The sequence below is a fragment of the Streptosporangium heterodermiicola genome, from assembly GCF_051390675.1.
Taxonomy (GTDB): domain Bacteria; phylum Actinomycetota; class Actinomycetes; order Streptosporangiales; family Streptosporangiaceae; genus Streptosporangium.
Genome location: NZ_JBPJSR010000017.1, coordinates 178,749 through 202,232, shown reverse-complemented (window position 1 = coordinate 202,232; position 23,484 = coordinate 178,749). Strand labels below are relative to the sequence as shown.

General features: G+C 74.7%; 11 protein-coding genes. 8 read left to right on the top strand and 3 right to left on the bottom strand.

All coding sequences use genetic code 11. From position 1 onward, the window contains the following. Positions 1-17: 17 nt before the first annotated feature. Genes ACSC1Q_RS31725 through ACSC1Q_RS31710 form a run of 4 tightly spaced genes read left to right on the top strand, consistent with a single transcriptional unit; the run spans position 18 to position 14,816 of the window. Positions 18-7,523 (top strand): SDR family NAD(P)-dependent oxidoreductase, encoded by a 7,506-nt coding sequence (locus ACSC1Q_RS31725; protein ID WP_436762367.1) that lies wholly within the window; start codon positions 18-20, stop codon positions 7,521-7,523. Then, entirely contained in the window at positions 7,520-10,816 is a 3,297-nt protein-coding gene (locus ACSC1Q_RS31720; protein ID WP_436762366.1) for a type I polyketide synthase, read from the top strand. The genes ACSC1Q_RS31725 and ACSC1Q_RS31720 overlap by 4 nt, the downstream gene beginning before the upstream one ends. Then, complete coding sequence (locus ACSC1Q_RS31715) at positions 10,813-12,288, top strand: FAD-dependent oxidoreductase (protein ID WP_436762365.1); 1,476 nt, start codon at positions 10,813-10,815, stop codon at positions 12,286-12,288. The genes ACSC1Q_RS31720 and ACSC1Q_RS31715 overlap by 4 nt, the downstream gene beginning before the upstream one ends. Positions 12,289-12,290: 2 nt before the next feature. After that, a complete protein-coding gene (locus tag ACSC1Q_RS31710) occupies positions 12,291-14,816 on the top strand; it encodes a cytochrome P450 (RefSeq protein ID WP_436762364.1) in 2,526 nt (841 codons plus the stop codon). A 235-nt stretch (positions 14,817-15,051) separates the two neighbouring features. Here ACSC1Q_RS31710 and ACSC1Q_RS31705 read toward each other — a convergent pair whose 3' ends face one another. Further along, a complete protein-coding gene (locus tag ACSC1Q_RS31705; protein WP_436762363.1) occupies positions 15,052-15,285 on the bottom strand; it encodes a TOBE domain-containing protein in 234 nt (77 codons plus the stop codon). Positions 15,286-15,378: 93 nt separating this feature from the next. Next, on the bottom strand, positions 15,379-16,587 hold the full coding sequence (locus ACSC1Q_RS31700; RefSeq protein ID WP_436762362.1) for an acyl-CoA dehydrogenase family protein: 1,209 nt from the start codon (positions 16,585-16,587) through the stop codon (positions 15,379-15,381). Positions 16,588-16,724: 137 nt separating this feature from the next. Between ACSC1Q_RS31700 and ACSC1Q_RS31695 the strand changes: the two genes are divergently transcribed. Next, the gene (locus ACSC1Q_RS31695) at positions 16,725-18,587 is read left to right on the top strand and encodes a CoA transferase (protein ID WP_436762361.1); all 1,863 of its coding nucleotides are present in this window, start codon (positions 16,725-16,727) and stop codon (positions 18,585-18,587) included. Continuing rightward, a complete protein-coding gene (locus ACSC1Q_RS31690; protein ID WP_436762360.1) occupies positions 18,584-20,212 on the top strand; it encodes a class I adenylate-forming enzyme family protein in 1,629 nt (542 codons plus the stop codon). The genes ACSC1Q_RS31695 and ACSC1Q_RS31690 overlap by 4 nt, the downstream gene beginning before the upstream one ends. A gap of 95 nt (positions 20,213-20,307) precedes the next feature. On the opposite strand, the gene ACSC1Q_RS31685 is transcribed toward ACSC1Q_RS31690, so the two are convergent. Further along, complete coding sequence (locus ACSC1Q_RS31685; RefSeq protein WP_436762359.1) at positions 20,308-20,907, bottom strand: sigma-70 family RNA polymerase sigma factor; 600 nt, start codon at positions 20,905-20,907, stop codon at positions 20,308-20,310. A 311-nt stretch (positions 20,908-21,218) separates the two neighbouring features. On the opposite strand from ACSC1Q_RS31685, the gene ACSC1Q_RS31680 reads away from it, so the two are divergent. Together ACSC1Q_RS31680 and ACSC1Q_RS31675 are read left to right on the top strand one after the other, a co-directional pair. Beyond that, on the top strand, positions 21,219-22,409 hold the full coding sequence (locus ACSC1Q_RS31680; protein WP_436762358.1) for an MFS transporter: 1,191 nt from the start codon (positions 21,219-21,221) through the stop codon (positions 22,407-22,409). Continuing rightward, the gene (locus ACSC1Q_RS31675; protein ID WP_436762357.1) at positions 22,406-23,440 is read left to right on the top strand and encodes a hypothetical protein; all 1,035 of its coding nucleotides are present in this window, start codon (positions 22,406-22,408) and stop codon (positions 23,438-23,440) included. The genes ACSC1Q_RS31680 and ACSC1Q_RS31675 overlap by 4 nt, the downstream gene beginning before the upstream one ends. The last annotated feature ends 44 nt before the right edge of the window (positions 23,441-23,484 follow it).

The following is a 23,484-nucleotide window of genomic DNA, read 5'->3' as shown; positions in this document are numbered from 1 at the left end:
GTCCCCCCTCGATCCCGGTGGTCTCCAACCTGACCGGTGAGCCGGTCACGGAGTTCTCCGCCGACTACTGGGTGCGCCACGTCCGCGAAGCGGTGCGCTTCGCCGATGGCCTGACCTACCTGCACTCCCACGGAGTACGGACATTCATCGAACTGGGACCCGACGGCGTGCTGTCGGTGATGGGCCAAGAATCCGCAGACGACAGCCTGTTCCTCCCGACACTGCGCAAAGAACGACCCGAAGCGGAAAGCCTGGTCACCGCACTGGCGAGAGCGTTCGTGGCAGGCGCGAAGGTCGACTGGAAGGCGTACCAGGCATACCAGGCAGGCAACCGCGGGAAGCTCGTCGACCTGCCGACCTACCCCTTCGAGCACCGGCACTACTGGCTGTCGTCGAAGCTGCTGTCGAAGTCGGCGCCGTCGGCCGGGCACCCGCTGCTGGACGTGACGACGCCGCTCGCCGAGGGCGACGGCGTGGTGATGACCGGACGGCTCTCGGCGGGGGCCCAGCCCTGGTTCGCCGATCACCTCGTGGCCGGTCTCACCGTGGTACCCGCCACCGCGCTGGCGGAACTCTCCCTGCACGCGGGGGATCAGGTCGGTTGCGACACGCTCGACGAGCTGGTCATGGAGGTGCCGTTGCTCCTGCCGGAGGCGCGGACGCGGCTGTTGCAGGTGTCGGTGGGCGCGCCGGACGGGACGGGACGGCGACCTCTGGGCGTGTTCTCCCGGGAGGAGGGCGCGTCGGAGGACCTCCCGTGGACCCGGCACGCGCGGGGCACGCTGGCCCCGACCACCCCGGTGGAACCCACCGACCTGACGGCATGGCCCCCGCCGGGAGCCGCCGAGGTCGACGTGGCCGGGCTGTACGACGACATGGCCGCCGCCGGGCTCGACTACGGTCCCGCTTTCCGGGGGCTGCGGGCCGCCTGGCGGGACGGCGACCGGCTCTACGCCGAGGTGGCCCTGCCCGAGGAGCTGGACGTGGAGGGCTTCGGCATCCACCCGGCGCTCCTCGACGCCGCCCTGCACGCGGCCGGGCTTGGCCTGCTGCCGGGCACCGAACAGGGCAGGCTGCCGTTCGCCTTCGACCGGGTACGGCTGCACCGTACGGGAGCGCGGTCGTTGCGCGTGCTGATGACCCCGGACGGCGCGGACGCCGTGTCCCTCGTCCTGGCCGGTGACACGGGCGAGCCGGTGGCCACGATCGGCAGGCTCGCCCTGCGCCCCTTCGCCCCCGAAAGACTGCGCGAGACACCCGACTCGTTGTTCCGGGTGGGGTGGGTGCCGGTGGTGGGTGGTGAGGTGGTGTCGCCGGGGGTGGTGGTGCGGGTCGGTGCGGGTCGTGAGAGGGACGTGGTTTCGGGGGTGCGGGGTGTGTTGGGTGAGGTGTTGGGGGTGGTGCGGGGGTGGGTTGAGGATGGTCGTTCGTCGTCGTCGCGGTTGGTGGTGGTGACGTGTGGTGGGGTGGCGGTGGTGCCGGGTGAGGGGGTGGATCCGGTGGCGGCGGCGGTGTGGGGGTTGATGCGGTCGGTGCAGGTGGAGTATCCGGGGTTGTTCGCGGTGGTGGACGTCATACAGGGGGGTGAGGTTCCGGACGGGGTGCCGGTGGGCGAGCCCGGGGTGGCGGTGCGTGATGGTGTGCTGTACGCGCCGAGGCTGGTGCGGGCCGGTGCCGCAGGGGCGGCCGGACCATCCTGGGGTGAGGGGACGGTGCTGGTCACCGGCGGTACGGGGGCGCTGGGCGGTCTGCTGGCCCGCCACCTCGTCACCGAACACGGCGCACGAGACCTGCTGCTGGTGAGCAGGCGGGGTCGCGACGCCGACGGGGCCGCCGAGCTGGAGGGTGAGCTGGCGGCGCTGGGCGCCCGGGTCACCGTCGCGGCCTGCGACGTGGGTGATCGGGTGGCGTTGCGCGGGTTGCTGCAGGGTCTGGACCGGCCGCTGACCGCCGTGGTGCACGCGGCGGGTGTCCTCGACGACGGGGTCGTCACCTCGCTCACCGCTGAGCGTTTCGACCGGGTGCTCGCGCCGAAGGCGGACGCGGCCTGGCATCTGCACGAGCTGACCCGGCAGATGCCGCTGACCGCGTTCGTGCTGTTCTCCTCGGCCTCGGCGACCTTCGGCAACGCGGGGCAGGGCAACTACGCGGCGGCGAACGCGTTCTTGGACGGTCTCGCCGCGCACCGCAGAGCCGAGGGGCTGCCCGCCACCTCCCTGGCCTGGGGACTGTGGGAACACGGCATGGGCACCGGTACCGCCTCGGCCGGACGGGCGACGCTGAGCGCGGGCGGGGGGCTGGCGCTGTTCGACGCCGCCCTCACGACGGACGAGGCCCTCCTGGTCCCCGTACGGCTGGACACCGCCGCGCTCCGCGACGGTGACGTCCCCGCCCTGCTGAGCGGCCTGGTCCGGGCCCGCCCCCGGCGTACGACGGGCGAGACCACGCTGGCCCGGCGGCTGGCGGCGGCGGAGGAGGGGGAGCGCGCGAGGATCGCCCTCGCAGCCGTCCGCTCCCTGGTGGCCGACGTGCTCGGCCACCCCACGCCGGACGGCGTGCCGCCGGGAAGCAAGTTCTCCGAGCTGGGCCTCGACTCGCTCACCGCCGTCGAGCTGCGCAACCGGCTGAACACCGCCACCGGCATGCGGCTGCCCGCCACGCTGGTCTTCGACCATCCCACCCCCGCCGCGCTGGCCGCCTTCGTGACGGCCGAACTGGCCGGTACGCCCGTCCCCGCCGTCCCCGCCGTGCGGAAGTCAGCCGTGGACGAACCGATCGCGATCGTCGCCATGAGCTGCCGCTATCCCGGCGGCGTACGGTCCCCCGAGGACCTGTGGGAGCTGCTGGCCTCCGGTGGCGACGCGATCTCGCTGTTCCCCGCCGACCGGGGCTGGGACCTCGACGCGCTGTACGACCCCGACCCGGACACGCCGGGAACCAGCTACACGCGAGAGGGCGGGTTCCTCTACGACGCCGACCGGTTCGACGCCGAACTGTTCGGGATCGGCCCGCGCGAGGCGCTGGCCATGGATCCGCAGCAGCGGCTGCTGCTGGAGACCACGTGGGAGCTCTTCGAACGGGCGGGCATCGACCCGCTGTCGCTGCGCGGCAGTGACACGGGCGTCTTCGCCGGAATGATGTACCACGACTACGGGACCCTGCTGTCCGCCGTCCCCGGTGAGCTGGAGGGCTACCTCGGGACCGGCACCGCGGGCAGCGTCGCCTCCGGGCGGCTGGCCTACACCTTCGGCCTGGAGGGCCCTGCGGTCACCATCGACACGGCGTGCTCCTCCTCGCTGGTGGCGTTGCATCTGGCCTCCCGTGCGCTGCGGCACGGGGAGTGCTCGCTCGCGCTGGCGGGCGGGGTGACCGTCCTCTCCACGCCGGGCACGTTCGTGGAGTTCAGCCGTCAGCGGGGGCTGGCCCCGGACGGGCGCTGCAAGTCCTTCGCCGCCGCCGCCGACGGCACCGGCTGGGCCGAGGGCGTGGGCGTCCTGCTGCTCGAACGGCTCTCGGACGCCCGCCGCAACGGCCACCAGGTCCTGGCCGTGATCAAGGGCAGCGCGGTCAACCAGGACGGCGCCTCCAACGGCCTGACCGCGCCCAACGGCCCCTCCCAGCAGCGGGTGATCCACCGCGCGCTGGCCGACGCGGGCCTCACGCCCGGTGACATCGACATGGTCGAGGCGCACGGGACCGGCACGCCGCTGGGGGACCCGATCGAGGCCCAGTCGCTACTGGCCACCTACGGCCGGGACCGCGACCGGCCGCTCTGGCTCGGATCGGTGAAGTCGAACATCGGGCACACCCAGGCCGCCTCCGGGGTCGCGGGCGTGATCAAATCGGTGATGGCGATGCGGGCGGGGGTGCTGCCGCCCACCCTGCACGTGGACGAGCCGTCGCCGCATGTGGACTGGTCCTCGGGCGCGGTGTCGCTGCTGACGTCGTCGGTGCCGTGGCCGGAGGTGGGGCGTCCGAGGCGGGCGGGGGTGTCGTCGTTCGGGATCAGCGGTACGAACGCGCACGTCATCGTGGAGGCCGTCCCGACCGAGAAGCCCGCTGCCAGGTCCGAGGGCGGTGAGGTGGTGGTGTGGCCGTTGTCGGCCAAGAGCGAGTCGGCGTTGCGCGCGCAGGCCGAGCGGCTGGGTGCTCATGTGAGGGCATCACAGCTGTCGGCTGTGGATGTGGCGCATTCGCTGGTGGCGGGTCGTGCGGTGCTGGAACACCGGGCCGCGGTGGTCGGCCGGAGCCGAGATGAGCTGGTGGGTCGGCTGGCGGAGCTGGCGGCGGGGGATGTGCCGGCCGGGGTGGCCGGGCGGAGTGGGCTGGGGTTTTTGTTCACCGGTCAGGGTGCTCAGCGGGCAGGGATGGGCCGGGAGCTGTATGAGGCGTTCCCGGTGTTCGCGACCGCTTTCGACGAGGTCGACGCTCACTTCGACGGGTCACTGAAGGAGGTGGTGTTCACCTCCTCGGACGGGGGGCTGGATCGGACGGAGAACGCCCAGATCGCGCTGTTCGCCATCGAAGTGGCGCTGTTCCGGCTGCTGGAGTCCTGGGGGGTGCGGCCGGATCTCCTGCTGGGGCATTCGATCGGGGAACTGGCGGCCGCCCATGTGGCCGGGGTGATGTCGCTGCAAGACGCGGCCAATCTGGTGGTGGCACGGGGCCGGTTGATGCAGGCACTGCCCGCGGGCGGAGCCATGGTCGCGTTGCAGGCCACCGAAGCCGAGGTGCTCCCCCTCCTGCCCGGCACCGTTTCGGTGGCGGCGGTCAACGGCCCGAACGCCGTCGTCATCTCCGGCGACGAGGCCGCGGTGACGGAAATATCCGCTCATTTCGCAGCCCTGGGGCGTAAGACCCGTCGCCTGCGGGTCAGCCACGCCTTCCACTCACCCCTGATGGAACCCATGCTGCAGGACTTCCGCCGGATCGCCGAAACCATCACCTACCGTCCCCCCTCGATCCCAGTCGTCTCCAACCTCACCGGCGAACCGGTCACAGACTTCTCCGCCGACTACTGGGTGCGCCACATCCGCGAAGCGGTGCGCTTCGCCGACGGCCTGACCTACCTGCACTCCCACGGAGTACGCACCTTCGTCGAACTGGGACCCGACGGCGTGCTGTCGGCGATGGGCCAAGACTCCGCAGACGACAGCCTGTTCCTCCCGACACTGCGCAAAGAACGACCCGAGGTGACGGCCCTGTACGCCGCCGTCGCGACGGCCTACACGCGAGGCGCTCTGCCGGACTGGGCGGCCGTGCTCGGCGGGCGCGGCAGGCGGGTGGACCTGCCGACCTACGCTTTCCAAAGGCAGCGCTACTGGCTCGAACCACCCCAGACGCCTCCCGCCGAGCGGGCTGGAGCGTGGCGGTACCGGGTCGAGTGGCGGCCGGTGAGCGAGACCGGCACGCCGGTGCTGAACGGCACCTGGCTGCTCGCGGCCACCGATGACGAGCCGCTCGCCGACGCCTGCGAGGCCGCCGTACGACGGCATGGGGCCGAGGTGGTGCGGATCTCCGCGGACGCCCTTCACCTGCCCGCGGACGCCGGGACGATCAGCGGGGTGTTGTCCCTGCTCGCGCTCGACGAGGAGCCGCATCCGTCTCACCCGATCGTCCCCCGTGGGCTGGCCCGCACGCTCGACCTGGTCAAGGCGCTCGACGCGGCCGGAGTGACGGCCCCCCTGTGGCTCGCCACTCGCGGCGCCATCGACCTCGGCGGTACCAACGCGAACCGGACCGACGTGGGCCGAATCAACGCAGACCGGATCGACGTCGGCGGTACCGACGTGACCCGGGCCGACGTCGGCACCACCGATGTGGGCGAGATCGACGTACGCGACACCGGCACCGGCGTGGCCAGTGGGGTGGGGTCCCTCGCCCAGGCGCAGACATGGGGGCTCGGCCTCGCGGTCGCGCTGGAGTATCCGCGGCTCTGGGGCGGCCTGGTCGACCTTCCCGAGTCGCTCGGCCACCGGGAGGCCGACCACCTGATCCGCACGCTGGCGGGCTCGCTGGGAGAGGGAACGAGGGGAAACCCGTCGGAGAACGCCGCCGAGGACCAGGTCGCCATCCGCCCGGCGGGCCCGCTGGTCCGCCGCCTCGTCCGCGCGGGCGCGCCGGTGCGGCGGCGGGACTTCCGGCCCGCGGGGACCGTCCTCGTCACGGGCGGCACCGACGGTCTCGGCGCGGCCGTCGCCCGCCGCCTGGCGGCCGAGGGCGCCGAACACCTGCTGCTGACGCGCCCCACCGACGCTCCCGAGCCCGGGACAGAGATCGAGCCCGGGACAGAGCCCGGGACAGAGGTCAGGACAGAGGCAGACACCGGGGCCGTGGACCGGCTGGTGGCCGAGCTGGGAGAGCTGGGCGCGCGGCGGGTCTCGGTCGTCGGGTGCGACCTGGCCGACCGGCGCGCGGCCGAGGAACTGCTCGGCACGGTGCCCGACCTCACCGCCGTGTTCCACGCCGCGGGCGTGCCGGGCGTGACCGCGCTCGCCGACCTCGACGTACCGGCTCTCGCCGAGGCGCTCGGGGAGAAGGCGGCGGGTGCCGCGCACCTGCACGACGCGCTCCTCGGCCGGGACCTCGACGCCTTCGTGCTGTTCTCCTCCGTCGCGGGCGTGTGGGGCGGCGCGGGCCAGGGCGCCTACGCCGCGGCCGACGCCTCCCTGGACGCGCTCGCCGCGCGCCGGAGGGCACTCGGCCTGACCGCCACCTCGGTCGCCTGGGGGCTCTGGGAGGAACCGGGGCAGGCGGACGCCGAACGGCGCGACCAGCTTCGCCGCCGGGGGGTGACCGCCATGGCGACCGAGGCCGCCCTGGCCGCGCTGTGGCAGGCCATCGAGGAGGACCGGGCCACCGTCACGGTCGCCGACGTCGACTGGGCGCGTTTCGCCCCGGTGTTCACCGCCCTGCGGGCCCGCCCGCTGATCTCCGACCTCCCCGAGGTACGGCTGGCGCTGGGCGAGGCCGCGAGGGAGCCCGGCGACGGGCGGTCCCCCGAGCTGGTGACACGGCTCGCCGGCCTGCCCGAGGGGGAGCGGCGGCAGCGGCTGCTGCGTGTCGTCCGGGCCGAGGCGGCGGCGGCGCTCGGCCATGACTCCCCTGACGCGGTCCCTCCGGCGCGGCCCTTCCTCGACCTCGGCTTCGACTCGCTGGCGGCCGTCGGCCTGCGCAACCGGCTGGCCGCGGCCACCGGCCTGAAACTGCCCGCGACCGTGGCCTTCGACCATCCGAGCGCGGAGGCGCTGGCCGCCTATCTCGACAGCAGGCTGGACCCCGCGGCCGGGCCGTCGATCGACGCCGGACTCGACTCCCTCGCCGCCACGCTCGGCGCGCTCGACACGGCCGACCCGGAGCGGCTGCGCATCACGGCACGGCTCCGGACGCTGGTCGCGGAACTGACCCGCGACCCGGCCGACACCGGGCCACGAAGCATGGCCGAGCTGGTCGAGGAGGCTTCGGACGACGAGCTCTTCGGGCTGCTGGACGCGGAATTCGGCGAGGAAGGACCCGGGCTGTGAACGAGGAAAAACTGCGCGAATACCTCAAGCGCGCCACGGTCGAGCTGCACGAGACCCGTCGGCGGCTGCACGAGCTGGAGCAGCGGCGGCCCGAGCCCGTCGCGATCGTCGCGGCGAGCTGCCGCTATCCCGGCGGCGTGCGCTCCCCGGAAGGCCTGTGGGAGCTGGTCGCGGGCGAGGTGGACGCCGTGGGGCCCTTCCCCGAGGACCGGGGCTGGGACATGGAGGCGCTCTACCACCCCGATCCCGGCCACCCGGGCACGTCGTACGTCCGCGAGGGCGGGTTCCTGGAGACGGCGGGAGACTTCGACGCCGCGTTCTTCGGCATCTCCCCGCGCGAGGCGCTGGCCATGGACCCGCAGCAGCGGCTGCTCCTGGAGACCTCCTGGGAGCTGCTCGAACGCGCCGGCATCGACCCGGGCACGCTGCGCGGCGGCCACACCGGCGTCTTCATCGGCTCCAGCGGCCAGGACTACGGCGCGCTGCTGCAGTCGGCGGCCGAGGACGTCGTGGGCTACCGGATGACCGGCGTGGCGGCCAGCGTGCTGTCCGGCCGGCTGTCCTACAGCTTCGGCTGGGAGGGGCCCGCGGTCACCGTGGACACCGCGTGCTCGGCGTCCCTGGTGGCCCTGCACCTCGCCTGCCAGTCGCTGAGGCTGGGCGAGTGCCCGCTCGCCGTCGCGGGCGGCGTGGCGGTGATGTCCATCCCCGCGGGGTTCGTGGAGTTCAGCCGTCAGCGGGGGCTGGCTCCGGACGGGCGCTGCAAGTCCTTCGCCGCCGCCGCCGACGGCACCGGCTGGGCCGAGGGCGTGGGCGTCCTGCTGCTCGAACGGCTCTCGGACGCCCGCCGCAACGGCCACCAGGTCCTGGCCGTGATCAAGGGCAGCGCGGTCAACCAGGACGGCGCCTCCAACGGCCTGACCGCGCCCAACGGCCCCTCGCAGGAGCGGGTGATCCGCGCCGCGCTGGCGGGCGCGGGGCTGGCGGCGGGCCAGGTGGACGCCGTGGAGGCGCACGGCACGGGCACCCCGCTGGGGGACCCGATCGAGGCCCATGCGCTGCTGACCGTCTACGGCGAGAACCGTCCCGCGGACCGGCCCCTGTGGCTCGGCTCGATCAAGTCCAACATCGGCCACAGCGCGGGCGCGGCCGGTGTCGCGGGGGTGATCAAGATGGTGATGGCGATGCGGCACGGCGTCCTGCCGCGCACGCTGCACGTCGACGAGCCCACGCCGCAGGCGGACTGGTCCTCCGGTGCCGTCGCCCTGCTCACCGGGTCGCGCCCCTGGCCCCGGGGCGACGAACCGCGCCGCGCCGGGATCTCCTCCTTCGGCGTGAGCGGCACCAACGCCCACACCATCCTCGAAGAACCCCCGGCGGACACACCCGCCACCACCGCTCCGCTCCCCGCACCCACCACCATCATCGTCCCGCGCCCGGTCGCCTCCGCGTCTCCCGCCGGTACCGCGCCCGGGACGGAGCGGGCGTACGGCGGCACGGTGCCCTGGGTGCTGTCGGCACGCAGCGCCACCGCGCTGCGCGCGCAGGCCGCCCGCCTCCGCGCGCACCTGACGGAACACCCCGAACACCCCGGCCGGAGCGAGCCGGACGGACCGACCGCGCCGGACGAACCGAATGAGCCGGACGCAGTGGACAAAACGAACGCAGCGGACACGACGAGCACGACAGACGCGACGGACGCGACAGTGGAGGACGTGGCCTGGTCGCTGGCCACCACGCGCGCCTCCTTCGAGCACCGGGCCGTCATCGTCGGCACGGGACGGGAGCGGTTCGGCCGCGCGCTGGAGGCGCTGGACGCGCTGGCCGGGCGGCGGCCCTCCGCCGACGTCGTCGAGGGCGTGGCACCATCGGAGGGCGCCCGGGTGGCGTTCGTCTTCTCCGGGCAGGGCGCGCAGTGGCCGGGCATGGGCGCCGAGCTGCTGCGCGCGTCCCCGGCGTTCGCCGAGGAGATCGCCCGCTGCGCCGAGGCGCTCGCCCCGTACGTGGACTGGTCCCTGACCGGCGTGCTCCGGGGTGACGAGGGCGCGCCAGGCCTGGACCGGGACGACGTCGTCCAGCCCGCGCTGTGGGCCGTGATGGTCTCGCTGGCGGGCCTGTGGCGGTCGCTGGGCGTACGCCCGGCCGCGGTGGCCGGGCACTCGCAGGGCGAGATCGCCGCCGCCACCGTCGCGGGCGCGCTGTCCCTCGACGACGCGGCCAGGGTCGTCGCGCTGCGGTCCGCGGCGCTGGCCGGGCTGACCGGTGGGTACGGCATGCTGTCCGTCGCGCTCCCCGCCGAGCAGGCGGCCGGGCGGCTGGCCCGCTGGGACGGCCGGCTCTCGCTCGCCGCGGTGAACGGTCCCGCCTCCGTCGTCGTCGCCGGGGACACGGACGCGCTGGCCGGGCTGCTGGCCGGGTGCGAGGCCGACGGGGTGCGCGCCAGGACGGTCCGGGTCGCCTACGCCTCGCACTCGCCGCAGGTCGAGGCCGTACGCTCCCGGCTGCTGGCCGACCTGGCGCCGATCGTGCCCAAGGCGTCAGAGGTGCCGTTCTACTCGACCGTCACCGGGAGGCCCGCCGACACCACCGGCCTGGACGCCGCGTACTGGTACCGCAACCTGCGCGAACAGGTCCGCTTCGCCGACGCGGTCGGGGCGCTGCTCGGCGACGGGCACACCCTGTTCGTGGAGTGCGGCCCCCACCCGGTGCTGTCCGTCGGTGTCCAGGAGAGCGCCGAGGCGGCTGGTGCCGAGGTTGCGGTGGTGCCCACCCTGCGGCGCGACCAGGCGGGACCGGGCGACTTCCTGCGTTCCGCCGCGCGGGCCCACGTCCACGGCGCGCGGGTCGACTGGACGCGGGTGCTGACCCCGGCCCGCCGGGTGGACCTGCCGACCTACCCCTTCGAGTCGCGGCGCTACTGGCTGTCGGCCGGTTACACCGCCCGCGCGCTCGGGACGGACTCACCGGACATGGACCCCGCCGAGGAGGCCGCCCTGGCCGAGCGGCTCGCCGGGCTCGACCGCGACGGGCGCGAGGAGGTCCTGCTGGATCTGGTACGCGCCCACGCCGCCGCCGTGTTCCGGCTGGACACCCCCGGCACGATCGGCGCGGACCACCCCCTTCCCGACCTCGGGCTCGACTCGCTGACGGCGATGGAGCTCAGGAACCGGCTGAGCCGGGCCACCGGGCTGCCGCTACGAGTAGCCCTGGTTTTCGAACATCCGACCCCCAGAGCGCTCGCCCGGCATCTGCTGGCGGGCCTCCCCACGGTGCCAGAGGTGCGAGAGAGATGAACACGAGCAAGGTGCTGATCATCGGGGCCGGGCCCTGCGGTCTCATGACGGCGGTCGAGCTGACCCGTCGCGGCGTCGCGGTGACGGTGGTGGACGCCGAGGAGGAGGGCGCCACCGGGTCGCGGGCGGTGCTGCTGTGGCCGTACTCCCTGGAGCTCTTCGACGGCCTGGGGCTGCGCGCCGAGGCGGACAAGCGGGGCCTGGCCGTCCAGGCGCTCAGCTACCACACCGCGCCGGGCACCGTGCTGCGGCTGCCGCTGGACCCGCACCACGCGCCGCTGGTGCTGCCCCAGCAGGACACCGGCGAGCTGCTGGAGGAGGAGCTGCGCAGGCTCGGCGGCACGGTGGAACGCGGCCTGCGGGTGACCGGCCTGGTCACCGGCCCCGGCTCCGTCACGGCCACCGCGCGCCGGGCCGACGGCACCGAGGTCGTCCTGACGGCGGACTGGCTCGTCGGCGCCGACGGCCACCACAGCACGGTCCGCGAGAAGCTCGGCATCGTGTTCCCCGGGGAGCAGGTCCCCACCTCGTTCCTGATCGCCGAGGGCCCGCTGGAGGGCGCCTTCGACACCGATTCGGTCAACTACTACCTGGGCCGTACGGGCGTGATGCTCATCGCGCCGCTGCCCGGCGGCAAGGCCCGCATCTCCGGCACCCTGAACGGCGGCGACAACGTCGTCACGCCCGAGACGGCGCAGCGCATGCTGGACGAGCGCGGGCCGGGCGGGCTGCGCTTCGCGGAGGTGACGCTGGTCTCCGTCTTCACCAGCAGCGAGCGCGTCGCCAACACCTTCCGGGCCGGCCGCTGCTTCCTCGTGGGCGACGCCGCGCACGTGCACACCCCGACCGGCGGGCAGGGGCTCAACCTCGGCTTCGCCGACGTGCGCAACCTGGCGTGGAAGCTGGCCGGCGTGATCGAGGGCAGGTACGCTCCGGCGATCCTGGACAGCTACGACGCCGAGCGGCGCGCGGCGGCCGAGCAGACCGTCGCGGCGACCGGCAGGATGACCCGCAACGCGGTGCTCGGGCCGGTGGCCCTCGTGGTGCGCAACACGCTCATGAGCCTGGCCCACCGCACCGGCGTGCTGGCCAAGCAGCTCGTCCCCATGCTCGCCGGGTGGCAGGTGCGCTACCCCGACGCCCTCGGCCTCGCGGGTCAGAAGACGCCCAGGGGCCTGCCCGCACCGGGTACCCGCAGCCCCGCGTGGCCCCTCGAACCCGACCCCGACCCGATCGGGCGCTTCCAGCTCGTCAGCATGGGCCCGGCGGACGGCACGATGAGCCGCCGCGGGCGCGAGCTCGCCGAGGAGGAGCCCACCCTGGTCGCGCACCGCCACCGCACCACCGCGGGCAGCGGGTTCGTCCTGCTGCGGCCCGACGGCTACGTCGCCGCGGCCGGCCGGGACACCGACCTCGTCCCGCTCGTCCGCGCACTGAAGCAGATCCTCCCCAACCCCACCCTGGAGCGATAGTCATGTCATCCGAAGAGTTCCCCCCGGTCCTCGGCGGCTTCGACCTGTCGGACCGGAGCAGATACGCCGAGGGCTTCCCGCACGACGTCTTCACGAGGTTGCGCCGGGAGGAGGGCATCCTGTTCCACCCGCCGGGCAAGACCGCCGACGGCGAGGGTTTCTGGGTGCTGAGCCGCTACGAGGACATGGTCGCCGCCGCGCACGACCCGGTCTTCTCCTCACAGGGCGGCGGCGGACGCACCGGCGGCGGCACGCACATCGACGACCTCGCCCCCGGGGTGCACGCCGGGACGCTGCTCAACATGATGGACGACCCGCGCCACCAGCTGATCAAGGACCAGGTCCGGCCGGGCGCGACGGGCGACACGCTGGCCGCCGTCGAACCCGACCTGCGCGCCCTGGCCGACTCCGTGGTGGCCGACGCGGTGGCCAAGGGCGAGGGCGAGCTGATCGGCGACATCGCCGGGCAGTTCGCGATCAAGTCGGCGCTGCGGCTGCTCGGCGCGCCTCGCCAGGACTGGGACGCGCTGCTGGGATGGGTTGACGTCAGCACCGGCTTCGACGACCGGGAGGCGGGCGAGGACAACGAGCGCTCGCAGATGGCCAGGCTAGCGCTCTACCAGTACGGCACGGGCGTGCTGAAGGGCAAGCGGGCGGCCCCGGAGGCCGACCTGATGTCGGCCGTGGGCCGGGCGGAGATCCCGGCCGGCTCCGGCCAGCAGCCGCTGGGCACGTACGAGCGAGAGGTGTTCTTCAACCTGACGCTCGGCGCCGGCACCGAGCCGCCGCGCAACGCGATCGCGCTGGGCCTGCTCGCCCTCGCCGAGCACCCCGACCAGTGGGAGGCGCTCCGCGCCGACCGCTCCCTGCTGCCCGGGGCCATCGAGGAGATCCTGCGGTGGGCCTCGCCCACGCCGTACAACCGGCGGACGGCCACCCGGGACGTGGAGTTCCGCGGCGCGAAGATCAGGGCCGGGGACAAGGTGACCTTCTGGTGGGCGTCGGCCAACCGGGACGAGACCGTGTTCGACGACCCGTTCACCTTCGACATCCGCCGCGCGCACAACCCGCACCTGGCCTTCGGCTTCGGCAGTCACAGCTGCATGGGCGAGCAGATGGGACGGCTCGACGTCCGGCTCGTCCTGGAGGCGCTGCTCGACCGGGTGGAGCGGATCCGGCTCACCGGCCCCGTCGAGTGGGCCAAGGACAACAAGCACACCGTGATCCTGCGGATGCCGGTGGCCTACGAAGGCGTCAGTCCCGTGCCCGCCCCCGCCGCGCCCGAGCTGCCGCCCTCGTCCCTGCCGCAGCAGGCCGGGCAGTACATCATCTCGCAGATGCTGCCGTTCAACCCGTTCGACCCGGCCTTTCGCGACGACCCGTACCCGATCTACCGGCGGATCGCCGGGCAGGGGCCCGTGGTGCGCACCCCCGCGGGCACCGTGGTCGTGACCGGGCACGCCGAGGTCACCGAGGCGCTCGCCGACCCCCGCAACGGCTGGGGTGACGGCCACCTCGTGGCCGACCACTTCGCCAAGGACGCCGAGGGCAACCCGGTACGGCAGTTCGCCTTCATGGACCCGCCCGACCACACCCGGCTCCGGGGCCTGGTGAGCAAGGCGTTCACCGCCAAGGTGGTGGAGGGGCTGCGGCCCAGGGCCGAGCGGCTGGTCGCCGAGCTGGTCGCCGAGGCCCGCGAGGCCGGGACGACGGGCCCCGTCGACCTCATGAAGGCGGTCGCCCACCCGCTGCCCAGCATCCTGCTCGCCGAGCTGATGGGCGTCCCGGCCGACAACCTTGAGGAGTTCCGCGCCTGGTCCACCGCCATCGGGCGCGGCCTCGACCCGGACTTCGTGCTCACCCGCGACCAGGTGGGCCAGCGCCAGGGCGGGCGGGAGCGGTTCAACCGCTACTTCGCGGGACTGGCCGCCCAGCGGCGCGCCGAGCCCGCGGACGACCTGATCAGCGCGCTGGTGGCCGCCGAGCAGGAGGGCGACAAGCTCACCGAGAGCGAGCTGGTCACCACCTGCACCCTGCTGATCAGCGCGGGGTACGCGCTCACCGTGCACCTCATCGGCAACGGCGTGCTCGCCCTGCTGCGCAACCCCGGCCAGCTCGCCTGGCTGCGCGACAACCCGGGGGAGGTCGCCGGGGCGGTGGAGGAGCTGCTCCGCTTCGACGGGCCGACCCAGATGATCTCCCGGCTGGTGCTGGAGGACACCCAGGTCGGGGACACCCCGGTCAAGGCGGGGGAGACCCTGCTGCTCGTGCTCGGCGGGGCCGCCCGCGACCCCAGGGTCTACGAGAACCCGGACGAGCTGGACCTGACCCGGCGTTCCGGGGCGCGCAACCTCGGCTTCGGCCACGGCATCCACTACTGCATCGGCGCGCCGCTGGCGAGGGTGACCGCCCAGGTGGCGGTGGGCGCGCTGGCGCGCCTCGACATGCGGCTCGCCGAGGAGAACCCGGCGCGCAACGAGGGCATGGTGGTACGCGGGCTGGCCGAGCTACCCGTGATCCTGAAGTGATCCCGGAGTGAGCGTGAAGCGGCCCTGAGGCGATCCGTCCCGCCCCGCCCTGCCCTCGCCGTACCCGGCCGGGGCAGGGCGGGGCGGCGCTCACGCCGCCGGGGAACGCCGGGTACCGCGCGCTCCGCGACCGGCCGGACCGGGCTTCGGCGCCTGCGAGCGCAAGGCCCGCCCGCTCCTTCCCGGCCCGCCACGCCACGGCTTCAGTCCGGTACGGCTTCAGTCCGGTACGGCCTCAGTCCGGCACCGCCAGGATCAGGTCGGAGGCTTTGATCACCGCGATCACCTCGCTGCCCTGTGACAGGCCCAGCTCCTGCGCGGCCTCGGTGGTGATCGAGGCCACCAGCCGCACCCCGCCGGCGTCCAGCTCCACGTTCGCCGTCGCCTCACCGTGGGTCACGGCGACGACCCTCGCCGGAATCTTGTTACGCGCGCTCAACCGCACACCAACCACTCCCTTGATCGACATCGCTTCTCACCTGCCCTCTTTCCCGGCGCGCCACCCTCTGGAGAACGCTTGAGCACCGGCAGGCCGCACGGCGTGGTGAGCTCAGTGGTGAGCTCAGGCGAGGATCCTGCGGGCCACCGCGGTGATGTGCAGTTCGTCGGGGCCGTCGAGGAGGCGGGCCGTCCGGCCGGTGCGAAACAGCGCGGGCAGCGGGGTGCCGGGGCCCAGTCCGGCCGCGCCGTGGACCTGGACGGCCGCGTCGGTGACCTGTTGCAGCATCCGGGCGGCGGCCACCTTCGCCAGGCCGGTCTCGACCCTGGCGTCCAGTCCCGCCTCCACCAGGGCCACGGCCTCGAACACCAGCGGGCGGGTGGTCCTGATCGCGAGCAGGGCCTCGAAGACGAGCGCCTGGACGAGTTGCAGGTCGGCGAGCCGTCCCGAGGCCGACGGCCGTGAGCGGGCCCGCTCGCGCATGAGGGTGAAGGCGCGTTCGGCCTGGCCGAGCCAGCGCAGGCAGCGCAGCAGGCGGCCGAGCCGTACCCGCTCGGCGAGCACGCGCAGCCCCCGCCCGGCCTCCCCGAGGAGGTGGTCGGGCGGGACGGTGACCGCGTCCAGGGCGATCTCCCACTGGCCGCCCGCGCCGAGGACCGGCAGCTCACGGACAACGCGGAAGCCGGGCGCGCGGGTGGGTACGAGCAGCAGGGACAGGCCGGTCGTGGAGGGCGGGGTGCCGGAGGTACGGGCGAGCACGGCGGCCAGGTCCGCGTCACCCGCACCGGTGACGAACCACTTGCGCCCGCAGACCGTCCAGGAGCCGTCGGCCTCCTGGGTGGCCCGGGTGGTGGTGAGGCCGGGTTCGGAGCCGGGCGCCTCCGGTTCGGTCATCGCGTTGCACATGGTCAGCCGCCCGCTCGCCACCCGGGGCAGGTAGAGGTCCCGTACGGCGGGGTCGGCGTGTCCGGCCAGGGTGGTCACGTCCAGCAGCGCCGTGGACCCGAGCACGGCCGGACCGTGATCGCTCGCGCCTTCGGCCTCGGCCACGTGCGCGTACTCCGTCAGCGGCAGGCCCGCGCCGCCCAGCTCCACCGGCAGCGGCAGCCCCCAGAGCCCTTCGGCGCGCGCCCGGTGCCTGAGCCGGGTGAGGAGTTCGCGCGCGGGCGCGCCGCCCGCGTCCAGTTCCGCCTCGTGCGGCATGACCTGCTCACGGACGAATCCGGCCACCCGCTCGCGCAGTGCGAGCACCCGAGGCGGGCAGGCTGGCGCCCCCCAGGTATCCGGGCCGGGCGATTCGACGCCGGTCGCGGTGACGGTCTGCTGTGACATTCCAACTCCGTACATGTCGGGAACTGATTGAAAAATTCATCCGACTTCCTGCTGTGGAACAGGTCGCGTAGACGCGCGGCGGAGTTCCCGCCCGCGTCGGGCACGACTCGCGGCCACCGCCGCGGGAGAGGAGAGCCATGGCACACCCCGTCACCGTCACGGCGGCGCACCCGCTCGACGGCCTCGGCCTGCGGGTGGCGGGGCCACCCGCGCTCACCGCCGTCGCCGCCCGGCATCTGGCCCTGCTGGGCGCCACCGACCTCGGATCGACCGTGTCGGACGGCCCCGGGATCGTGTCACTCGACGGTACGGGCGGGCGCCCGCTCGGCGCCGAGATCGTCTGGGCCGCCCTCGCCCCTCGGGAGGAGGTGAGCGACGAGGCCACCGCGCAGGCCGCGACCGGGGTCGCCCACGTGCACGGCCGCCGCGACGGCGAGCCGCGTGGCCTGGCCGCGGACTACCTGACGACCGCGTGCTCGGTACTGGCCGTCCAGGGGCTCCTCGCCGCCCTGGTCGGCCGGGCCCGCGGCTGCGCGGCCGAGACCGTGCGGACCGGGGTGGACCTGGCCGGGCTGCTCGCCGTCGGCCAGTATCTGGCCGCCGCCACGGCCGGGGAGGAGGAGGCGGTGCCGTTCTCGCCCGGCGGGCCGCCCTTCACCACGGCCGACGGGGTGTGCTTCGAGGTCGAGACCCTCGACCCGGCCGCGTGGGTGACGTTCTGGCGGGCCTTGGGGGTGGCCGAGCGCCTCGCCGGGTCGGCGTGGAGGTCCTTCCAGTTCCGCTACGCCACGGCCTGCTGCCCGCTCCCCGGGGAACTGCACGCGCGGGCTCGCGCGACGGACTGGGAGGGCGTGCGGCACGCCGCGAAGGAGTCGGGGGCCTCGGTGTGCGCGCTGCGCTCCCTCGCCGACCGCCTGTCCGAACCCCGCCCGGCGGCGCCCTGGCGGCTGTCGCCGCTGCTGCCGGCTTCCAGACCGCTTCCGCCGGCTTCCGGGCAGCCCTCGTCGGCTTCCGGGCCGCCTTCGCCGGGTGCGGCGGCCGAGAACGCCCGCCCGCTGGCCGGGCTCACGGTCCTGGAGGCCGGGCGGCGGATCCAGGCGCCGCTCACCGCCTACCTTCTGGGCCTGCTGGGTGCGGACGTGGTGCGGATCGAGCCGCCCGGCGGGGATCCGCTGCGCGGCATGCCGCCCATGTGCGGTGACCTGTCGGCCCGGTGGCTCGCGCTCAACCGGGGCAAACGCGCGGTGGAGATCGACATCAAGGCCGCCGCGGGCCGGGCCGAACTGCGCGAACTGGTCGCGGGCGCGGATGTCTTCGTGCACAACTGGGCGCCGGGCACGGCCGAGCGCCTCGGCCTGGACGACGGCGACCTGTCGGCGGTCAACCCCGGCCTGGTCTACGCCTACACCAGCGGCTGGGCCGGGCGGCTGGCCGGCGCGCCGCTGGGGACCGACTTCATGGTCCAGGCCCGCACCGGTGTGGGCGAGGCCGTACGGCCCGCCGGTGAGCCGGCCGCGCCGTCGCTGATGACCCTGCTGGACGTGCTCGGCGGCCTGCTCGGCGCCGAGGCGGTGCTCGCCGGACTCCTGCTGCGCGAGCGCGAAGGGCGCGGGGTGCGGGTGGACTCCTCGCTGCTGGGCGCGGCCGAGGTGCTCACCGGGCCCGCGCTGCGCCGGGCCGCCGGCGGCGAGGGGTCCCGCGCTCCGGAGGGTTTCCGCCGTCCCCTGCGGACGGCGGACGGCTGGGTGAGCCTCGCCGACGACTCCGCCGGACGGGCGGGCACGGCCTTGCTCGACGAGGTCGACGGGATCGACGGGATCACTGAAATCACCGGGATGACCTCGGCCGAGGCCCTGGCCTCGTTCCGGCGCCGGGGGCTGCGGGCCACCACCGTGACGACCTCGCTGGAGGCACTGCCCGCCGATCCGCGTTTCGCCTCCGCCCTCACCCGTGACGAGCACGGGGCTCTGGCCGTACCCGCTCCCTGGAGGTTCGCATGACGCTGCGCCTGGACGACCTGGTACCCACCACCTTGAGGCGCCGGTGGGCCGCCGACGGCACCTGCCCGGACCTCGACCTGTACGCCCTGTTCCGCACCCGCCGCCTGGCCGCCCCGGACCGGGTCGCGGTGATCGACGCGGCGGGCGAGCTCACCTACGCGGAACTGGACCGCCTGGCGCGGGCGGGCGCGGCCGGGCTGCGCGAGCTCGGCGTCTGCGAGGGTGACGTCGTCGGCGTCCAGCTGCCCAACGGCCGGGACGCGGTCGTGGCGGACCTGGCCGTGGCGGCGCTCGGCGCGGTGGCGCTGCCGTTCCCCGCGGGGCGGGGGGTGGCCGAGGCGACCTCCCTGCTGGGCCGCTCCGGCGCGCGGGCCGTCGTCGCCGCCGTCGACCATCGGGGCGCCGCCCACGCCCGCGACCTGGTGGCCGCCGCCGGCGACCTGCCGGGCCTGCGGGCGGTGATCGCCGCGGGTCCGCAGGAGCCTCCGCCGGGCAGCGTCGCCTGGAGCCGGGTGCTGTCGGCCGACGGCGGCGCCTTCGTCCCGGCCAGGCCCGACCCCGACGGCGCGGCCCGCATCCTGGTCTCCTCCGGGTCGGAGTCGGAGCCCAAGATGGTCGCCTACTCCCACAACGCGCTCGCCGGCGGGCGGGGCAACTTCATGGCCACCCTCATTCCCGGCGGGAGTACGCCGCGCTGCCTGTTCCTGGTCCCGCTCGCCTCGGCCTTCGGCAGCAACGGCACCGCCGTCACCCTGGCCCGGCACGGCGGCTGCCTGGTGCTCCTCGACCATTTCTCTCCCCGGGCCGCGCTGGCGGCGATCCGTGAGCATCGGCCCACCCACGTGCTGGCCGTACCGACGATGATCCGCATGATGCTCGACCAGCCGGACGCCGGGCCGACACCGCCCATGACGGCTCTGGTACTGGGCGGCGCCGAGCTGGACGCCGCCACGGCGGCCGAGGCGGGCCAGGCGTTCGGCTGCCCGGTCATCAACCTGTACGGCTCCGCCGACGGGGTGAACTGCCACAGCGGGTTCCGCCCGGCCACGGCGGGCGACGGCGGCCCCGGCGTGGTGGTGGGGTTGCCCGACCCGCAGGTGGCGGAGATCCGCATCGCCGCGCCCCCGGCCGGGGAGAGGTTCGGTGAGATCATCGCCCGTGGTCCGATGACGCCGATGTGCTACGTCGGCGCGCCGGAGCTGAACCAGCGCTATCGCACCGCTGACGGCTGGGTCCGCACCGGCGACCTGGGGGTGATCGACGCCGACGGGCGGCTGCGCCTGATGGGCAGGCTCAAGCACGTCGTCATCCGCGGTGGCGCCAACATCAGCCTGGCCGAGGTGGAGCACGCGCTGGCCGACCATCCCGAGATACGGGAGGTGGTGTGCCTGGGCGTGCCCGACCAGGTGATGGGAGAGCGGCTGGCGGCCTGCGTGGTGCCGCGCCCCGGCCGCGTACCCGACCTGCCCGGCCTGTCCTCCCATCTGCTCCGGCGGGGACTTGAGCGGGGCAGGCACCCCGAGCGCCTGCTGCTGGTGGCGGAGGTGCCGCTGACCCCGGCGGGCAAGCCCGACCGGGACGCGCTGCGCGACCTCCTGCTCGCCGGGCACCAGGAATCCGCGTGAACCAGCGTGAGCCAATGTGAATCAGTGTGAAAAAGCGTGAATCAGTGTGAGTCCTCCCGGGCCGAGGGCGCCCTCGGCCCGGGAGGGATCCTCGCTCAAGCGGCCCGGTCGGCGGCCTCCAGCGACTCGATGAGCTGGGTACGGGCCCGCGCCACCCGGGAGCGCACCGTACCGATGGGGCAGCCGATCAGCGAGGCCGCCTCGGCGTAGGGCAGGCCGACGACCTGGGTGAGCACGAAGGCCTCACGCCGTTCGTGCGGCACCTTGGCCAGCAGGTCCGCCAGGACCACCCCGTCCTCGCGCCCCGGTAGCCCGCGGGGCTGACATCGTTCGGCGGCGGCCTGCCAGTCGGCGAGATCGGCGATCCTCGGGCGGCAGGACGCCGATCGGAACCGGTCGACGACGACCCGCCTGGCGATGGACAGCAGCCAGGTCCTGGCCGACGAGCGGCCGGCGAAGCGGGGCAGGCTCCGCAGGACGCGCACGAACGTCTCCTGGGTCAGATCCTCGGCCGACGGGGTCCCGGCCAGATAGGCGACGAACCTGCGTACGTCGGTGTAGACCGCGCGGGTGAAGGCCTCGACGTCCGCGGGCGCTCCTCCGCGCGCGGCCAGTGCGAGTACCGTCAGCTGCTCGTCGGAGCACGCGGTGGTGTCGTGGTCGGGGGCGCGGTGGTCGCGCGTGACAGAACTCATGATGGTCGTTCCTCGGGTCACGGTGCAGAGCGATGCAGAACAGTGCAGAGCGGTGCAGAACGGATACACGGTTCGAAGAGAGGCGGCCCCTGACGGGCTGGTGGAGGAGACAGGGGCGCCGGACGGGCACGGAACGCCGGGAGGCGGACCGCGGGGTCGCAGGGCGCGGGGTCGCAGGGCGCGGGGCGGCCGGAGAGCCGCTCGCGCGGGCCGCGTCATCGCGCCCGCCGCCACGGGAACCCCGGCGGGCCCGCGAGCGACTGTCTGGAGCGCGGTCGTCACGAGGACTCCGCGAGGGGAAGGAGGCCGCGATGCGGCTGGAACGACCGGCGGGCCCCGCACCCGGCACGGCCGGGGGACGGTGGGTGACCGTCCTGCTCACCGCGGCCATGGGCGTGTCGATGCTCCAGCTCTTCCTGATCGGCGCCCTCGGCCCGCGCCTGGTCGCCGAAGCGGGCATCTCCCGCACGGCGATCGGCCTGACCACGACCGCCGGGTTCGGGGTCGCCGCGCTGCTCTCGCTCACCGCCGGCCGCTGGGTGGACCGGCTGGGCGCCCGCCGCTGCCTGGTCGCCCTGCTGCTGCTGGCCGCGGTGGCGCTGGCCCTGATCGGCGCCGCCTCGAACGCGTTCGTCCTGCTGGCGGCGGTGGCCCTGGGCGGGCTGCCGCAGGCGCTGGCCAACCCGGCCACCAACAAGATCATCATGGCGGTGGTCGAACCGGCCGGGCGCGGCGCGGTCACCGGCTGGAAGCAGTCCGGGGTGCAGCTCGGCGCCTTCGCGGCCGGACTGCCGCTGGCGGCGCTCGCCGCCTGGACGGGATGGCGCGGTTCGGTGTGGACGGCCGCCGTGCTCGCCGCTCTCATCGCCTGCTGGGCCGTTCGCGCGCTGCCGCCCGATCCCGGCCCCGCGCAGGCGCCGCCGTCCCGGGAGGTGCCGCGTGCCCGCGTCGGCCGGCTGGCGCTGTTCTCCTTCCTGCTGGGGTGCGGGATCGCCCCGGTGAACACCTACCTCGCGCTCTTCGGGGCCGAGCGGCTGGGACTGGGACCGGTGGTGGCGGCGTGGCTCGTCGCCGCGCTGGGCGTCACCGGCGTGGCGGGCCGGGTCGGCTGGTCGCGGCGGGCGGGCCGGCTGGGCCGGTCCGAGGTGCTGCTCGCCCCTCTCGCGGCGGGAGCGTGCGGGGCCGCCCTGCTGCTCGCGGCGGCCTCGTCGACTCCTTTCCTGGTCTGGGTGGGGGCGGCGGCCGTCGGCGCCCTCGCCGTCGCGGGCAACGCGGTCACGATGGTCGCGGTGATCAGGCGTGCCGACCCTCGCGGCGCCGGTCGCGACTCCGCGCTCGTCTCGGCGGGCTTCTTCGCCGGTTTCGCCGCCGGGCCGCCCCTGTTCGCGATCCTCGTCGAGGTCTCGGGGTACGGGCCGGGCTGGGTGCTGGTGGCCGCCGAGTTCGCCGTCGCCGCCGCCGTCGCGGCACCGCTGCGGTTCCGGGCCGGAGCGCCGCGATGAGGTGGGCGGAGAGAGCACTGGCGGAGATCCTCGTCCGGGCGGGGGACACCGAGGCCGAGGTGGGCGGGCGGTGGCCGCTGCACGCCGATCCCGGCTCCGGCCGCTGGACGACCACCGCCCGCGGGTCATGGACCGGTGGTTTCTGGGCGGGCCTGCTCTGGCTGCGAGCGATCGTGAGCGGTGATCGCGCCGACCGGGCCGCCGCGACCGGCCGCACCGCGCTGCTCGCCCCCTGGATCGAGGCCGACACCGCGACCCGGGGCCTGATCCTCTGGTACGGCACCGCGTTCGGCGTGGCGGGCGGAGACGCCGAGGCGGCGGTGCTTCGCGACCGCGCCGCCCGGGCCTGCCTGGACGCCTACGATCCGGGGCTCGGGCTGGTGCCCTGGGGGGCGGTGTTCGGCGGTCCTCGTGAGGTGGCCAGGGTCGACGGGCTGCCCGGCCTCCTGCGGCTCCTGTGCCTGCGGGGAGCCGGTGGGATCACCGCCGCCGGCGACCAGCTCGGACTGCAGCTCGGGCTGACGCTCGGAGAGCGGGAGCCGCATCCGGCCTGGCGGGCGCGGCCGGACGGCACCTGGGCCCGCCACCCCGATCCGGCGCCCGGCTGGAGCCGTACGACGGCCTGGTTGTCCCTGGCGGTCGCCGACACCGGCGACGAGGCGGCGCGGCGAGAACTGCTGGCCCATCCCCGGGTGGCCGCCCGGTTCGCCGCGACCTCGCCCGCCGTTCCCCCGGCACGTCCCGGCGGGCCGCCCGACACCTCGGCCGCCGCGATCGAGGCCGTGGCCGCCCTCAAGCTGGCCGCGCGAGCCGTCGCCACCTGCCCGCGCACGGCGGCCCGGCTGCGGGGGCGAGCCGTCGCCGTGCTGCGCGAGCTGGTCACGGCGCACCTGCGCGACGGCCGCCTCCTGGACGGGTGTCACGACGTCGAGCACGGCGTGGCCACCCGCCACGAGCTGGTGTGGGGCGACTTCTTCCTGGCCGTGGGCCTGGCGATCCTCACCGAGGTGATCGACCCCTTCACCTGCTGAGCAGGACGGCGCGGCGGACGCGCACAGGCCGGCCGGTCCCGCGC

What these genes read in the sequence shown, in the direction of transcription:
- ACSC1Q_RS31715 (WP_436762365.1), top strand. Translation starts at nt 10,813, where the DNA reads ATGAACACGAGCAAGGTGCTGATCATCGGGGCCGGGCCCTGCGGTCTC.
- ACSC1Q_RS31710 (WP_436762364.1), top strand. Translation starts at nt 12,291, where the DNA reads ATGTCATCCGAAGAGTTCCCCCCGGTCCTCGGCGGCTTCGACCTGTCG.
- ACSC1Q_RS31705 (WP_436762363.1), bottom strand. Translation starts at nt 15,285, where the DNA reads ATGTCGATCAAGGGAGTGGTTGGTGTGCGGTTGAGCGCGCGTAACAAG.
- ACSC1Q_RS31700 (WP_436762362.1), bottom strand. Translation starts at nt 16,587, where the DNA reads ATGTCACAGCAGACCGTCACCGCGACCGGCGTCGAATCGCCCGGCCCG.
- ACSC1Q_RS31695 (WP_436762361.1), top strand. Translation starts at nt 16,725, where the DNA reads ATGGCACACCCCGTCACCGTCACGGCGGCGCACCCGCTCGACGGCCTC.
- ACSC1Q_RS31690 (WP_436762360.1), top strand. Translation starts at nt 18,584, where the DNA reads ATGACGCTGCGCCTGGACGACCTGGTACCCACCACCTTGAGGCGCCGG.
- ACSC1Q_RS31685 (WP_436762359.1), bottom strand. Translation starts at nt 20,907, where the DNA reads ATGAGTTCTGTCACGCGCGACCACCGCGCCCCCGACCACGACACCACC.
- ACSC1Q_RS31680 (WP_436762358.1), top strand. Translation starts at nt 21,219, where the DNA reads ATGCGGCTGGAACGACCGGCGGGCCCCGCACCCGGCACGGCCGGGGGA.
- ACSC1Q_RS31675 (WP_436762357.1), top strand. Translation starts at nt 22,406, where the DNA reads ATGAGGTGGGCGGAGAGAGCACTGGCGGAGATCCTCGTCCGGGCGGGG.